Annotated in this window: 14 protein-coding genes; 12 read left to right on the top strand and 2 right to left on the bottom strand. The window is 60.5% G+C overall.

The annotated features are described in order from the left end of the window. Positions 1–86: 86 nt before the first annotated feature. On the top strand, positions 87–611 hold the full coding sequence (locus tag ACIQV9_RS16925; protein ID WP_403103576.1) for a transporter suffix domain-containing protein: 525 nt from the start codon (positions 87–89) through the stop codon (positions 609–611). A 10-nt stretch (positions 612–621) separates the two neighbouring features. On the opposite strand, the gene ACIQV9_RS16920 is transcribed toward ACIQV9_RS16925, so the two are convergent. Continuing rightward, positions 622–1254 (bottom strand): response regulator transcription factor, encoded by a 633-nt coding sequence (locus ACIQV9_RS16920; protein ID WP_010460104.1) that lies wholly within the window; start codon positions 1252–1254, stop codon positions 622–624. Between the two features lie 33 nt (positions 1255–1287). Then, complete coding sequence (locus tag ACIQV9_RS16915) at positions 1288–2655, bottom strand: cache domain-containing protein (protein WP_403103572.1); 1368 nt, start codon at positions 2653–2655, stop codon at positions 1288–1290. 353 nt (positions 2656–3008) lie between these two features. Here ACIQV9_RS16915 and ACIQV9_RS16910 point away from each other — a divergent pair, with 353 nt between their 5' ends. The 11 genes from ACIQV9_RS16910 (at position 3009) to ACIQV9_RS16860 (ending at position 14697) form a co-directional block, all read left to right on the top strand. Next, positions 3009–5066 (top strand): carbon starvation CstA family protein, encoded by a 2058-nt coding sequence (locus tag ACIQV9_RS16910; protein ID WP_403103569.1) that lies wholly within the window; start codon positions 3009–3011, stop codon positions 5064–5066. A gap of 15 nt (positions 5067–5081) precedes the next feature. Next, the gene (locus ACIQV9_RS16905) at positions 5082–5279 is read left to right on the top strand and encodes a YbdD/YjiX family protein (protein ID WP_109631600.1); all 198 of its coding nucleotides are present in this window, start codon (positions 5082–5084) and stop codon (positions 5277–5279) included. 240 nt (positions 5280–5519) lie between these two features. After that, complete coding sequence (locus ACIQV9_RS16900) at positions 5520–7301, top strand: SulP family inorganic anion transporter (RefSeq protein ID WP_403103565.1); 1782 nt, start codon at positions 5520–5522, stop codon at positions 7299–7301. An 82-nt stretch (positions 7302–7383) separates the two neighbouring features. Next, entirely contained in the window at positions 7384–8199 is an 816-nt protein-coding gene (gene ppk2, locus ACIQV9_RS16895) for a polyphosphate kinase 2 (RefSeq protein WP_403103562.1), read from the top strand. Positions 8200–8313: 114 nt separating this feature from the next. Further along, a complete protein-coding gene (locus ACIQV9_RS16890) occupies positions 8314–9294 on the top strand; it encodes a quinone oxidoreductase family protein (protein WP_403103559.1) in 981 nt (326 codons plus the stop codon). Positions 9295–9308: 14 nt separating this feature from the next. Beyond that, positions 9309–10157, top strand: a complete 849-nt coding sequence (locus ACIQV9_RS16885; protein ID WP_403103556.1) for a TauD/TfdA dioxygenase family protein — start codon at positions 9309–9311, stop codon at positions 10155–10157. Positions 10158–10243: 86 nt separating this feature from the next. Next, positions 10244–11296: a 3-keto-5-aminohexanoate cleavage protein gene (locus ACIQV9_RS16880; protein ID WP_403103554.1), complete on the top strand. Its 1053-nt coding sequence runs from the start codon at positions 10244–10246 to the stop codon at positions 11294–11296. Positions 11297–11388: 92 nt separating this feature from the next. Beyond that, on the top strand, positions 11389–12708 hold the full coding sequence (locus ACIQV9_RS16875; RefSeq protein ID WP_403103551.1) for an MFS transporter: 1320 nt from the start codon (positions 11389–11391) through the stop codon (positions 12706–12708). After that, positions 12705–13367 carry a DsbA family protein gene (locus ACIQV9_RS16870; protein WP_403103548.1) on the top strand — a complete coding sequence of 221 codons (663 nt, stop codon included), beginning with the start codon at positions 12705–12707 and terminating at the stop codon, positions 13365–13367. Before ACIQV9_RS16875 ends, ACIQV9_RS16870 begins: the two co-directional genes overlap by 4 nt. Continuing rightward, the gene (locus ACIQV9_RS16865; RefSeq protein ID WP_403103545.1) at positions 13364–13690 is read left to right on the top strand and encodes a Rieske (2Fe-2S) protein; all 327 of its coding nucleotides are present in this window, start codon (positions 13364–13366) and stop codon (positions 13688–13690) included. The genes ACIQV9_RS16870 and ACIQV9_RS16865 overlap by 4 nt, the downstream gene beginning before the upstream one ends. Next, positions 13687–14697: a YeiH family protein gene (locus ACIQV9_RS16860; RefSeq protein ID WP_403103542.1), complete on the top strand. Its 1011-nt coding sequence runs from the start codon at positions 13687–13689 to the stop codon at positions 14695–14697. The genes ACIQV9_RS16865 and ACIQV9_RS16860 overlap by 4 nt, the downstream gene beginning before the upstream one ends. Positions 14698–14851: the final 154 nt, after the last annotated feature.

Below are 14851 nucleotides of genomic sequence, written 5' to 3'. Positions count from 1 at the left end.
GAGCATAGCCGTCCAAATGAACAACTGGCTGCTAAGCTTCTCAAGCACCCTCAAATCTTCTGCGACCACTTATAGGCAGGACACTCATGAGTAGCCCCCAAGGTTATGCTGAACCCCATTCCGCTGGCTGGCGCTTCAAATTGGGCATCGCCATTATCTGCGTCATGCTGGGCTCGTGGCTGATGGTGCCCATCGCCGCAGCGCTCGACATTCCAGGCTCAAGAATCGCCGCGCTGACCGGCGTGTTGTTCATCAGTAATAAAGTCCTGCTGATCCTCGTCATTGCGGTCATGGGCAAATCCGGGTTCCAGCAGTTGAAAAGCAAGCTGTTCGGTTATGTCTCCGGGCTAGCGCCGTCTATGGATGCCGAAGTGGGGCCGATTCGGCATCGGATCGGTATCGTGATGTTTTGTCTGCCGCTGATCTCGGCCTTTCTTGAACCCTACGTCGACACGTTTTGGCCGGGGTTCAGACCTAACCTGTGGCAGTTGCAGGTGCTGGGCGACGCCATGCTGATCGGCAGCTTTTTTGTGCTGGGGGGCAATTTCTGGGAGAAGGTGCGGGCGTTGTTTATCCGCACTGCTAAGGTCGTCAATCCAGAGGCGGCGTGAGGCGCGCCTGTTACCGCGAAATGATCCCGTGATCGATCGCGTATTTGACCAGCGCTGCGGGTTTGTCGATGTTGAGTTTGCGGCGGATGCTCAGCCGATGGGTTTCCACCGTCCGCACGCTGATATCGAGCTCGCGCGCCATTTCCTTGTTATTCAAGCCCTGAGCCATTTTGTACAACACCTGGCTTTCGCGGGGTGTCAGCTCGTTGTCGGTGCTTTTGTCGGCAATCAGCCGCTGGGCGATTTCAGCGCTGTAGAACGTGCCGCCACTGACGATGGCTTCGATGGCCGCAATGATTTCCCGCGACGGTGAGTTCTTCAGCACGTAGCCGCTGGCGCCGGCGCGAACCGATTCACTCACGTATTCATAATTGTCGTACATGCTCAGCATCAACACCTTCAGCGACGGGTACTGGCTGCGCAGCACACGGGTCAACTCTAGCCCGTTCATGTCGCGCAGGCTGATGTCGACCAGCAACAAGTCTGGCTGGCAGCGCCCGACCATCTCGATGGCCTGCGCGCCACTCTCGGCTTCGCCCACCACTTCCAGGGGCGCCATGACCGCAAGCAGCGCTTTGATCCCGTCGCGGACCAGGGAGTGATCGTCGACCAGGGCGACGCGGATCGGGTAGGGCAGGTTCATCGCGGGTATTCACTCTTGTTGTAATGGGGTGGTTCAGCGTTTTGCGCCGGGCATTTTCATTGGCAGCAGCACGTCCAGCTCACTTCTTCCAGGCATCGATATCAGGTCGAACCGTCCGCCAAAATGTTCGACACGCTCACGGATATTACGCAGGCCAATACCCGCGTGGCGACGTTCGACCTGGGCCACGTTGAAACCGATACCATCGTCGACCACGGTCAGCCGCACGGACTCATCCGAGCCGTGCAGGGTAATCGAAACGTTTTTAGCCTGTGCGTGGCGTTCGATGTTGGTCAGGCCTTCTTGCACAATCCGAAACAGCGAGACCGCTGCGCCGTCGACCAGGTCACAGTCGAATTCATTGTCGTCGTAAGTCACGGTGAGACCGCTGCGCTGCTCGAATTCCGCGGCGAGCTGGCCGATCGCCGCAGGTAGGCCCAAGGTGTCGAGCAGCGACGAGCGCAGGTCGTGGGAGAGGCTGCGAACTTCGCCAATCGCGTCGCCGAGGCGCGCCGTGGCGTCTTTTAGTGTGTTTAAACCCTTGTCTTGTCCCTGGTCATTCTCCAGCAGCAGACTGGCCAGTTCGAACTGAAACTTGATGGAGACGAGCAGTTGACTGATGCCGTCGTGCAGCTCCCGGGAAACCCGTGACCGCTCTTCTTCCTGCAAGCTGACGATCCGCTGGGTCAGGCGCTGGAGCTTTTTGTCCGCCAGTCGATGTTCGCTGACGTTGAGTGTCATGCCGCTGGCGAAAACAAACAGCACGGCCACAAGGGCCACCGCGGCAATCGCCAGCATGGTCTTGCGGATGCCTTGGGCCACTTCATCACGGGCCTGTTGGGTGGCACGCTCAACGTCTTCCAGGTAGATGCCGGTGCCGAGCATCCAGCCCCAACGGTCCAGCATCACCACGTAAGCAAGCTTATCCGTCACCTGACCGGAGGAGGGCTTGTTCCAGGCGTAGCGCTGAAAACCTTCGCCGGACTGCGCACTTTTGAGCAGCGCCTGAATCACCGGCAAACCGTGCGGATCTTTCATGTCCCAGAGGTACTTGCCCACCAGTTCCGACTGGCGCGCATGCATCAGGCTGCGACCCTCGCGGTCGTAGACGAAGAAGTAGCCATTGATGCCAAAGCTGAGCTTGCGCAGTTCTTCCAGCACTTGTTGCTGGGCGTGCTCGTCACCGTGGCCGTCGTCGTACAGCGGTGCGATCAGGCTTTGCGCCATTTCCACGTAGTTTTTAAGCTCGGCGCGCTTGCTCGCCAGAATGCTGTCTTCGATCAGTTGCGCCTGTTGATCGCCGAGTTGGCGATTCAGGGAAATCACCAGCGCGCAGATCACGGCGATCGCCAATACCAGCGGCAGAATCCCGAGCGCGACGATTTTGTGTTTGAGCTGCATCTTGGCTCCTGACCGGACCGAGGGAAGTCGATGGCCCGGCATCATATGCCAAAGATACGCGCGTCCAGTAGCGGTGCTGGACGGGATGACCTGCAGTTTTCTGGGCGACACTGAATGGTAGGAGCCGGCTTGCTGGCGATAGCGGCGGGACTGATACACCGCGCCGCCTGGATCGCCAGCAAGCCGGCTCCTACAGATTGTGTGCGCCTACGTAGAACTACGTAGAAGCCACGTACGTAGTAACGCGGATTTATTTGTAGACGGCATGCGGGGATATTGGGCCAGCTCCGCACCGCGGACACAATTATAAAAATTACCGCCGCAGTCCACTGGCTGTCGGCAGGAGACACGCTATGCCCCGTCTGGCTAAACACCTCGCCTGGTTTGCCGTGGCTGTCCTGGGAGCGTTTGCGCTAAGTGTCGTGGCCTTGCGCCGCGGCGAAGCGATCAATGCCCTGTGGATCGTAGTCGCAGCAGTCGCTATCTACCTTGTCGCATACCGCTACTACAGCCTGTTCATCGCCACCAAGGTGATGCAACTCGACCCCAATCGTGCCACGCCCGCCGTCATCAATAATGATGGCCTGGACTACGTGCCGACCAACAAACACGTACTTTTCGGTCACCACTTCGCGGCCATCGCCGGCGCGGGTCCGCTGGTCGGTCCAGTATTGGCGGCGCAGATGGGCTATCTGCCCGGTACGCTGTGGCTGATTGCCGGCGTGGTGCTGGCCGGTGCGGTGCAGGACTTCATGGTCCTGTTCATGTCCACCCGCCGCAACGGCCGCTCGCTGGGCGACATGGTCCGTGAGGAAATGGGCCGCATCCCTGGCACCATTGCGCTGTTCGGCTGCTTCCTGATCATGATCATCATCCTCGCGGTGCTGGCGTTGATCGTCGTGAAAGCCCTGGCCGAAAGCCCATGGGGGATGTTCACGGTGATGGCAACCATCCCGATCGCGATGTTCATGGGCATTTACATGCGCTACATCCGCCCGGGCCGCATTGGTGAAATCTCCATTGTCGGTGTGCTGTTGCTACTGGGTTCGATCTGGCTCGGTGGGCAGATTGCCGCTGATCCGGTCTGGGCCAAAGCCTTTACCTTCAGTGGCGTGCAGATTACCTGGATGTTGATCGGCTACGGTTTTGTCGCGGCAGTATTACCGGTGTGGCTGATTCTGGCCCCGCGTGATTACCTGTCGACCTTCCTCAAGATCGGCACCATCGTGGCGCTGGCGATCGGCATCCTGATCACCATGCCCGACCTGAAAATGCCGGCACTGACCCAGTTCATCGACGGCACCGGGCCGGTATGGAAAGGCGGGTTGTTCCCGTTCCTGTTCATCACCATCGCCTGTGGCGCGGTCTCGGGTTTCCATGCGCTGATTGCGTCCGGCACCACGCCGAAACTGTTGGCCAGTGAAGGCCATGCCCGTTACATCGGTTACGGCGGCATGCTGATGGAATCCTTCGTCGCCATCATGGCGATGGTCGCGGCTTCGGTGATTGAGCCTGGCGTGTACTTCGCCATGAACAGCCCGGCGGCGCTGGTTGGCTCCGATGCTGTTTCGGTTGCTCAGACCGTCAGCAGCTGGGGTTTTGCAATCACCCCGGAAGCGCTGCAAGCGGTGGCCAAGGACATCGGTGAAACCACGATCCTGGCCCGTGCCGGCGGTGCGCCGACCCTGGCGGTTGGTATCGCGCAGATCCTGCACCAACTTCTGCCGGGTGAAAACACCATGGCGTTCTGGTACCACTTCGCGATCCTGTTTGAAGCGTTGTTCATCCTGACGGCCGTCGATGCGGGCACCCGTGCCGGACGGTTCATGCTGCAGGACTTGCTCGGTTCCTTCGTGCCGGCGCTGAAACGCACCGAATCCTGGACCGCCAACCTGATCGCGACGGCCGGCTGCGTGGCGATGTGGGGTTATCTGCTGTACCAGGGCGTGATCGATCCACTGGGTGGCATCAACACCTTGTGGCCATTGTTCGGTATCTCCAACCAGATGCTGGCCGGTATCGCGCTGATGTTGGCGACCGTCGTGCTGATCAAAATGAAACGCCAGCGCTACGTCTGGGTGACCATGCTGCCAGCCGTGTGGCTGCTGATCTGCACCACCACCGCAGGCTTCATCAAGCTGTTCGACGCCAACCCGGCGATCGGTTTCCTGGCCCTGGCCAAGAAGTACAGCGATGCGCTGGCCAACGGGCAGATCCTCGCCCCGGCCAAAAGCATCGACCAGATGCACCATGTGATCTACAACGCTTACACCAACGCAACGCTGACGGCGCTGTTCCTGCTGGTGGTCTTCAGCATTCTGTTCTTTGCGCTCAAGGTTGGCATTGCCGCCTGGGGCACCAAGGAACGTACGGATAAAGAAGCACCGTACCAGGCGCTGCCGCAAGCGTGAGGGAGGAGGGCGCCCATGTTCAATGACCTGAGTCGCCTCGGTAAATACCTCGGTCAGGCCGCGCGCCTGATGGTGGGTATGCCGGACTACGACACCTACGTCGAACATATGCAGAGCAAACACCCGGACAAACCGGTGATGAGCTATGAGGTGTTCTTCCGCGAACGTCAGGAAGCGCGTTACGGCAGCAAGGCTGGACCGAAGTGTTGTTGAATAATGACACTTAGGTAACGGGTCGCTCTCATGAAGCCCGGATGACCAGCGATAGCGATCTCAAGATCGTCATCGCTGGTCATCCGGGCTTTTTCTTTGCCATCGCCGTCGTCGCACTACCTGATTGCTCCCCGGAGAGGCATACGCTTTCGCCAGCGGCTATGCTGTTTTTCAGCCATTCAATGCGCGGATGCATTGCCTTCAATTCATCAGGCTGCCCAACGGGGGGGCCACCGAGTTATGAGCGACTCCAATGTTTCGCCCCCAGTCCCGGAGTCGGGACGTATTGCACCGCGAGTGAAGGCGGGCGATCAGACCGGTTGGAGTCGCTGGATGCCGGGACTGCTGACGCTGCGCGGATATCCGATTGCCGGGTTGCGGCACGACATCATGGCCGGGCTGGTGCTGACCACAATGTTGGTGCCGGTCGGCATCGCCTACGCGCAAGCTTCAGGCCTGCCCGGCATTTATGGTCTTTACGCGACGATCGTCCCGCTACTCGCTTATGCGTTGTTCGGGCCTAGCCGGATTCTCGTATTGGGCCCGGACTCCTCATTGGTTGCGGTCATCCTCGCTGTCGTCCTGCCACTCTCCGGAGGCGATCCGCAGCGCGCAGTCGCCCTGGCGGGCATGATGGCCATCGTGTCGGGGGCGGTCTGCATCCTGGCGGGGGTCGCGCGTCTTGGCTTCGTCACTGAGTTGCTGTCCAAACCGATCCGCTACGGGTACATGAACGGGATAGCCCTGACCGTATTGATCAGCCAACTGCCGAAACTCTTCGGCTTTTCGATCGAAGCGGACGGACCGCTGAGAAACCTGTGGGCCATCGCTACCGCAGTGATGGAGGGCAAGACCAACTGGACCGTGTTCACCGTCGGCCTATCCACCCTGGCAGTCATCTTGCTGCTCAAGGGCCAGAAGCGCGTGCCGGGTATTCTGATTGCCGTGGTCGGGGCGACCGTCACCGTGGGTGTCCTGGACCTCGCCGAGCGGGCAAATGTGTCGATCCTCGGTTCCCTCCCGCAGGGCTTGCCTTCTTTTGCCATCCCCTGGATCACGACCGCCGATATCGTCCCCGTGTTGATCGGTGGCTGCGCCGTGGCCCTCATCTCGTTCGCCGACACCAGCGTGCTTTCCCGTGTCTATGCCGCGAGGACTCGCACGTATGTCGACCCGAACCAGGAAATGGTCGGGCTGGGCATCGCCAACCTGGCCGCCGGATTCTTTCAGGGGTTTCCCGTGTCCAGCAGTTCTTCGCGCACTCCCGTGGCCGAGGCCGCCGGTGCCAGAACCCAGCTGACCGGCGTGGTCGGCGCGCTGTGTGTCGCCTTGCTGCTGATGGTGGCGCCGGACTTGCTGCAGCATTTACCCACCAGTGCACTGGCAGCTGTCGTCATTGCATCGGCCATCGGCTTGATCGAGGTCAGCGACTTGCGGCGGATTTATCGCATGCAACGCTGGGAGTTCTGGCTGTCGATCGCCTGTACGGTTGGTGTGGCCGTGTTCGGAGCGATTGAGGGCATTGGCCTGGCAATCGCGATTGCCGTCATCGAATTCTTGTGGGACGGCTGGCGTCCGTATTCCGCGGTGCTCGGTCGCGTGGAAGGTCTCAAGGGCTACCATGATATCCAGCGCTATCCCGAGGCGCGCCTTATCCCCGGCCTGGTCCTGTTTCGCTGGGATGCGCCGCTGTTTTTCGCCAATGCCGAACAGTTCCAGGACCGAGTGCTGAATGCCTTGGCTGCATCGCCGACGCCAGTGCGTTGGCTGGTCGTGACGGCGGAACCGGTCACCAGCGTGGACGTGACTTCTGCTGACATGCTGGTTGAACTGACCGAAACGTTGCACGCCGCTGGCATCGAGTTATGCATTGCCGAAATGAAAGACCCGGTCAAGGACAAGCTCAAGCGGTTCGGACTCTTCGCGCAGTTGGGCGAGCAGGCGTTTTTTCCAACAATAGGGGCCGCCGTCGACAGCTATCTGCTGACCCACCCGGTGGATCGGCAAGAAGAGGCTCGATGAAGGTAGACAGTTGCGCCATGGACTAGACTGACGCGGTTGGTTCACGGTGATAAACGAAAGAGGCACTCGTGAGGTCTGGGTCATGGCAAAGGACAAAAAACGCAGCAAAAAAAGCGACAACAGCGTGAAGATGTCAAACAAGGACTACCTGAGCGAACTGCGCCGGCTGCATGTCGAGGTCGTGAAGCTGCAGGAGTGGGTCAAGCAGAAGGGCATCAAGATCTGCATTGTCTTCGAGGGCCGCGACGGGGCAGGCAAGGGCGGGACCATCAAGGCCTTGACCGAACGGGTCAGCCCGCGGATCTTCCGGGTCGTGGCGCTGCCTGCGCCCACCGACCGGGAAAAAAGCCAGATGTATGTACAGCGCTACCTGCCGCATCTGCCGGCGGCGGGCGAAGTGGTGATCTTCGATCGCAGTTGGTACAACCGTGCGGGCGTCGAGCGGGTGATGGGGTTCTGCACCAAAGAGCAGGTCGCCGGTTTCCTCAAGGCCATCCCTCTGGTGGAGCGCGCCATCGTCGACTCGGGCGTTATCCTGCTCAAGTATTGGCTGGAAGTAAGCCCGGAGGAACAGACCCGTCGGCTTGAGCAACGCATCAAGGATGGGCGCAAGATCTGGAAACTCACCGCCATGGACTTGAAGTCCTACAGCCGTTGGTATGACTACTCCCGCGCACGCGATGACATGTTCAAGTCGACGGATACCGGACATGCCCCATGGCTGGTGGCCAACTCCAATGACAAGCGGCGGGCGCGCCTGAACATTCTCACCGATTTGCTCAGCCGTATTCCCTATGAGGAGGTGCCGCGCGAGAAAGTGAAATTGCCCAAGCGGCAGCGGCCGGGGGGCTACCGTGAACCGGATTACCCGCTCAAACGGGTCGCTGAGAAGTTCTGACAATTGTCATGAAATGAAAAGTCATTGTCGTCTGATGAGAAGCGTCTCATCAGGCGGCGACCTACAGTCCAGTCAGCGTAAATCGACGCATTGCAGACTGGAGAATAAGAAAACATGGCCAAAGCCATCCGCTTCCACGAAACCGGTGGTCCCGAAGTCCTTCGTTATGAAGACATCGAGGTCGGGGAACCTGGCCCGGGTCAGGTTCGTCTGCGTCATGTGGCCGTCGGCCTGAACTATGCCGACACCTACTTTCGCAATGGCACCTACCCGATCCCGTTGGCTAACGGCATGGGCGTTGAAGCCTCTGGCGTCGTCCAGGCAGTGGGCGAGGGCGTTACCCACGTCGAAGTCGGCGATCGCGTCACCTACACCGGTTTTCTCAATACGCTGGGCGCGTACAGCACCGAGCGGCTGATCACGGCCGCTCCGCTGATCAAACTGCCGGAAACCATCAGCTTCGAAACCGCCGCGGCCATGACCATGCGCGGCCTGACGTCGTCGTACCTGATGCGGCGCATTTACGATTTCAAGGTCGGCGACAGCATTTTGCTGCATGCCGCCGCCGGGGGTGTGGGGCTCATCGTTTCGCAGTGGGCCAAGTTGCTCGGCCTGACGGTCATCGGCACCGTATCCACGGACGTCAAAGGCGAAATCGCCCGCGCCCATGGCTGCGACCATGTCATCAACTACAGCCATGAAGATGTCGCCCAGCGCGTTCGTGAACTGACTGACGGCGTCGGCGTCAACGTGGTGTTCGACAGTGTGGGCAAGAATACTTTCATGGGCTCCCTGGACTCGCTCAAACGGCGCGGCCTGATGGTGTGTGTGGGCACGGCTTCCGGCCCGATCCCGGCCTTTGATCCGGTGATGCTGGCGATGAAAGGCTCGCTGTTCCTGACCCGCCCGGCCCTGGCCGATTACATCGCCGATCCTGCGGAAAAAGCCGCGCTGGCGAGCGAGCTGTTCGATCACGTCGGCAGCGGCCGGATCAAGATCGAGATTAACCAGCACTATGCTCTACAGGATGCCGTGCAGGCCCATCGCGACCTGGAATCGCGCAAGACCACCGGCTCGTCGATTTTCGTCATTTAAGGGAGCGGCCAGCCATGAAAGTCGAACAATTGACCTGCAACATCGGCGCGGAACTGATCGGCGTCAACCTCGCCGACGCGATCCATGACGACGGTCTTTTTGCCGAGATTCGTGCCCAGTTGCTCACGCATCGCGTGGTGTTTTTGCGCGATCAGGACATCAGTCGTGCCGAGCACGTGGCCTTCGCCCGTCGTTTCGGCGAGCTAGAGGATCATCCGGTGGCCGGCAGTGACCCGGATCACCCTGGTCTGGTGCGCATCTACAAGAAGCCGGACCAACCGATAGACCGCTACGAAAACGCCTGGCACACCGACGCAACCTGGCGCGAGGCGCCACCGATGGGCTGTGTGCTGCGCTGCGTGGAATGTCCACCGGTGGGCGGCGACACCATGTGGGCGAACATGGTCGAAGCCTACGCAAACCTGCCTGATGACGTGAAGTCCAAGATCGCCGACCTGCGCGCCCGGCACAGCATCGAGGCCAGCTTCGGTGCGGCCATGCCGATGGAAAAGCGCCTGGCACTGAAGGCCATGTATCCGGACGCCGAGCACCCGGTGGTGCGCACCCACCCGGAAACCGGGGAAAAGGTGCTGTTCGTCAACGCCTTCACCACCCACTTCAGCAACTACCACACTCCCGAGCGCGTGCGCTTCGGCCAGGACGCGAACCCGGGCGCCAGTGAATTGCTGCGTTACCTGATCAGCCAGGCGTACATCCCCGAGTACCAAGTGCGCTGGCGCTGGAAGCCGAACAGCATCGCCATCTGGGACAACCGCAGCACCCAGCACTACGCGGTCATGGATTACCCGCCGTGTCACCGCAAGATGGAGCGCGCCGGGATCATCGGCGACAAGACTTACTGATCGACCCCTCTGCATACGCACTCGTCACTGCGCCCACCGGGCACGATCCCGGCTGGGCGGATAACCAATAAGAACAGGAGTAACCCATGCAATTCTTCGACGATTCCCTGCACCCGGAAAACATGGAAAAGGTCGTCATCACCGTGGCCCCGTATGGCCCGGAATGGATGCCGGAAGACTTCCCCGAAGACATCCCGCTGACCATGGACGAGCAGGTGCAGAAGGCGGTCGATTGTTATGAGGCAGGTGCAACGGTTTTGCACCTGCACGTGCGCGAACTGGACGGCAAGGGCTCCAAGCGCCTGTCCAAGTTCAACGAGTTGATCGCCGGTGTGCGTGAAGCCGTGCCGGACATGATCATTCAGGTTGGGGGCTCGATTTCCTTCGCGCCGGAAAGCGATGGCGAAGCGGCCAAGTGGCTGTCTGACGATACGCGACACATGCTGGCCGAGCTGACGCCAAAACCCGATCAGGTCACCGTGGCGATCAACACCACCCAGATGAACATCATGGAACTGCTCTATCCGGAATACCTGGAAGGCACGTCCCTGGCTAACCCCCTTTTTCAGGCAGCGTACAGCGAGATGACCGTGCCGGCAGGCCCGGCCTGGGTCGCCGAGCACCTCAAGCGTCTGATGGACAACGGCATCCAGCCGCACTTCCAGCTGACCGGCATGCACGCGATGGAAACCCTCGAGCGTCTGGTGCGCAAGGGCATCTACAAGGGCCCGTTGAACCTGACCTGGATCGGCATCGGTGGCGGTTTCGATGGCCCCAATCCGTTCAACTTCTTCAACTTCATCCACCGCGCGCCAGACGGTTGCACCCTGACCTCCGAGTCGCTGCTCAAGAACGTCATGCCGTTCAACACCATGTCGATGGCCATGGGTATGCACCCGCGTGTGGGCAATGAAGACACTATCATTGATCACAAGGGCGATCGTTTCGGCTCAGTTGCGCAGATCCAGCAGACTGTGCGCATCGCCCATGAACTGGGTCGCGAAATCGCCACCGGCAAAGAAGCCCGTGAGATCTACCGCATCGGCGTGCAGTACCAGAGCATTGAAGAAACGCTGCTGGCCAACGGCATGGCCCCCAACCGCAAGGCTGGGCAGAAAGGTGTTCCGCAACGCGGCTGATCGACAGACGAAGGGGGAGGTCAGTGGCCTCCCGCTCACTGCACTGCAACACGCTTGATAACAACAATAAAACAAAGCTTTGAGGAGGCTGCATGGCCTTTCACCCAATCGCCGCAGACGATGACGACGGTGCTGTCGGTGTTGCGCGCCCGTATGCCTGGATCGTCTTCGCACTGACGTTCGGGTTGTTGATTTCCGATTACATGTCGCGCCAGGTGCTGAACGCGGTGTTCCCGATGCTCAAGGGCGAATGGGCCCTGAGCGACGGTCAGCTCGGCCTGCTCAGTGGCATTGTCGCGCTGATGGTGGGGCTGCTGACATTTCCCCTGTCCTTGCTGGCGGATCGCTTCGGCCGGGTCAAGAGCCTGGCGCTGATGGCTTTGCTGTGGAGTCTGGCGACGCTGGGTTGCGCAATGGCGCAGGACTATCAGCAGATGTTCATTGCACGGTTCATGGTCGGCGTCGGCGAAGCGGCGTACGGCAGCGTCGGCATCGCGGTCGTGATTTCGGTGTTTCCCAAACACATGCGAGCCACACTGGCCAGTGCCTTCATGGCGGGCGGTATGTTTGGATCGGTATTGGGCATGGCCCTGGGCGGCGCCATCGCGGCCAAGCTTGGCTGGCGCTGGTCGTTTGCCGGCATGGCGCTGTTCGGCCTGGTCCTGGCAATGCTTTACCCGATCATCGTCAAGGAAGCACGCATCGCCCCGCAGCGCTTGGTCAACAAGGCCGCCGCGAAGATCAAGCACCCGTTGCGCACGCTGTTTTCCAGCCGCTCGGTGATCGCGACTTATGTTGGCAGCGGCTTACAACTGTTCGTCGGCGGCACGGTCATCGTGTGGATGCCCAGCTACCTGAATCGCTACTACGACATGGGCACGGACAAAGCCGGGGGCATGGCGGCGATCATCGTGCTGTGCAGCGGCGTGGGGATGATTCTGTGCGGCATGCTCAGTGACCGTCTGTGTCGTCATTCACCGGAGCGCAAGGTGTCCCTGGCCATCGCGTACTGCCTGGGCAGCTGCGTGCTGTTGTCGCTGGCCTTCGCGTTGCCGGCGGGGCCTGCGCAACTGGGGATGATCTGTCTGGGCATGCTGATTGCCGCGGGCACCACCGGCCCGGCCGGGGCCATGGTTGCCAATCTGACCCATTACTCGGTCCACGGCACGGCTTTCGCCACCTTGACCCTGGCCAACAACATGCTGGGCCTGGCACCGGGGCCGTTCATCACCGGCCGAGTGTCCGATGTGATCGGCCTGCACGGCGCCTTCCAACTGGTGCCCCTCGTCAGTGTCCTGGCGGCGGCGGTGTTCTTTTATGCCCTGTGTCATTACCACAAAGACATCGCTCGGATGAGGGATGAGCGCGTCGATGACGTGCCCGGTACAGCAGCGTGCGAGGTGAAGTTGTGAGTGGTCGTTTACGGATTGACGTGTTTTTCGATTTCATTTGCCCTTGGTGCCTGATCGGCAAGCGCCAATTGGAGCATGCGCAGGTCCAGTTTCGCAGTCGCCATCCGGGTGTGCAGATCACCACGGCGTGGCATGGGGTGCAGTTGCTGCCTCAGTTGCCGGTAGAAGGGGAACCCTTCGCCGATTTCTATCGCAAGCGTCTGGGTAATGCCGGCGCCATGACCGTGCGTCAGGCCCAGGTTCAGCAGGCTGCCTGGGCAGTTGGACTAGCCATCGACCTTGGCCGCATCGAGACGATGCCCAACACCGCTGACGCCCATCGCTTGTTCGAGCGTGTCAGCGCGCTGGGCAATGCTACTCAGCGTGAAATGTTGCTCGAACGACTGTTCGCCGCTTATTTGCGCAAAGGCGAAAACCTCGGTTGCCGTGAGACGTTGCTCGCGATTGCCCGCTCCTGCGGCGTCGATACGAACACGGTGCTCGATTGCCTGAAGGGCGACGCCACGCCTTTTGACGGATTCCCCGGTGCGACCAGTGGCGTGCCGGGCTTTCAGTTCGACGGCCGTATGACAGTGATCGGAGCACAACCGGCTCAGGCGCTGCTCGGGGCCATGAATGAAGCACTCAAGGAAAGTGATCGCGAGCGGCAGCCGGCATGATCAGACGCATTCCCGTACCTGCCGGCAAACACCCGCAGGCCGGTGGTCGTGCGCTGTTCGAGTTCGAAGACAAAAGTCTGGCGTTGTTCAACATTGACGGGCATTTGTTCGCCATCGATGACAGCTGTCCACACCAGGGCGCCTCGCTGTGTGGCGGGCGCCTCGACGGGCGAACGATTCAATGCTGCGCCCATGGCCTGCGTTTCAATCTGGCCAGCGGCTACTTGCTCAACTCCAACAAGCTCAAGGTAGCCAACTACCCGGTCGAGGTCGTCGACGGCCAGGCCTTTATTGTCATCGTCCCCGAGGAGCCCGCGCCATGAGCGCCCTTGTTCTAACCCGACTCCATAGCCGAACGCGCGAGTTGGCCCCCGGCTTCATCGTCAGCCTGATCGTTGCGGCGGCCGCGTCCTTTCTGTCCGAGCATTACGGTGCGCCGGTGATGCTGTTTGCCTTGTTGCTGGGTATGGCGCTCAACTTCCTGGCGAGTGACGGCGTGTGCAAGGCCGGTATCGAGTTCACGGCGCGCACTGTGTTGCGCATCGGCGTGGCGTTGCTGGGCATGCGCATCACCCTTGAACAGATGGCGGCGCTGGGTTGGAAGCCAGTGGCCCTGGTGGTGATTCTGGTGGTCGTGACCATCGGCGTCTCGGTGATTGCGGCCAAGGCCCTGGGTTTTCAGCGCTTGTTCGGCATGCTCACCGGCGGGGCGACCGCAATCTGTGGTGCCTCGGCGGCATTGGCGCTGGCGGCGGCGCTGCCAAACCATCCGCAGAAAGAACGCGCCACGTTATTTACCGTGATTGGGGTGTCGGCGCTTTCAACCCTGGCAATGATCGTCTATCCGATGATTGCCAACTGGCTGTCGTTGTCGCCGCAGGTGGCCGGGGTGTTTTTGGGCGCGACTATCCACGATGTCGCCCAGGTGGTCGGCGCCGGTTACAGCATGTCGACGGAGACCGGCGATACGGCCACGGTCGTCAAGTTGATGCGTGTCGCGATGCTGCTGCCAGTGATCGTCTGCGCCGCCATGATTACGCGAATGCAAGGTGCCGACCCCACAGGCAAACGGCCGCCGCTATTGCCGTGGTTCGCTGTCGGTTTTCTGGTTCTGGCCTGTATCAACAGCACCGGATGGGTCGCGCCACAGGTGCAGGGGGCGATCAATGAATTGTCGCGCTGGTGCCTTGTGGTTTCGATCAGCGCCCTGGGCATGAAAACCCGACTCAAGGAACTGGCCGCCGTTGGCCTCAAGCCGATCCTGCTGATGGTGGGGGAGACCGTGTTCCTTGTGGTTCTTGTGCTGCTTTTGCTGCGCTGGGGGATGTAAGTCCCACGGCATGCCGCACCCTGTTCCACAGCCGCCGCATTGCGTTAACTCCAGCGTCGTGCGGCACTCGATCGGTGTCACAAGCACCGATTTTTTACGGCGACTGCACCAGCAGTCGCCGTTTTTTTTTGAGGTGGCGGTGCCGACCCGTTAG

It is taken from the genome of Pseudomonas sp. NPDC099000 (assembly GCF_044759925.1).
Classification (GTDB): Bacteria; Pseudomonadota; Gammaproteobacteria; order Pseudomonadales; family Pseudomonadaceae; genus Aquipseudomonas.
Note: the sequence above shows the minus strand (reverse complement) of the source record. Positions and strands in the feature narration are given on the sequence as shown.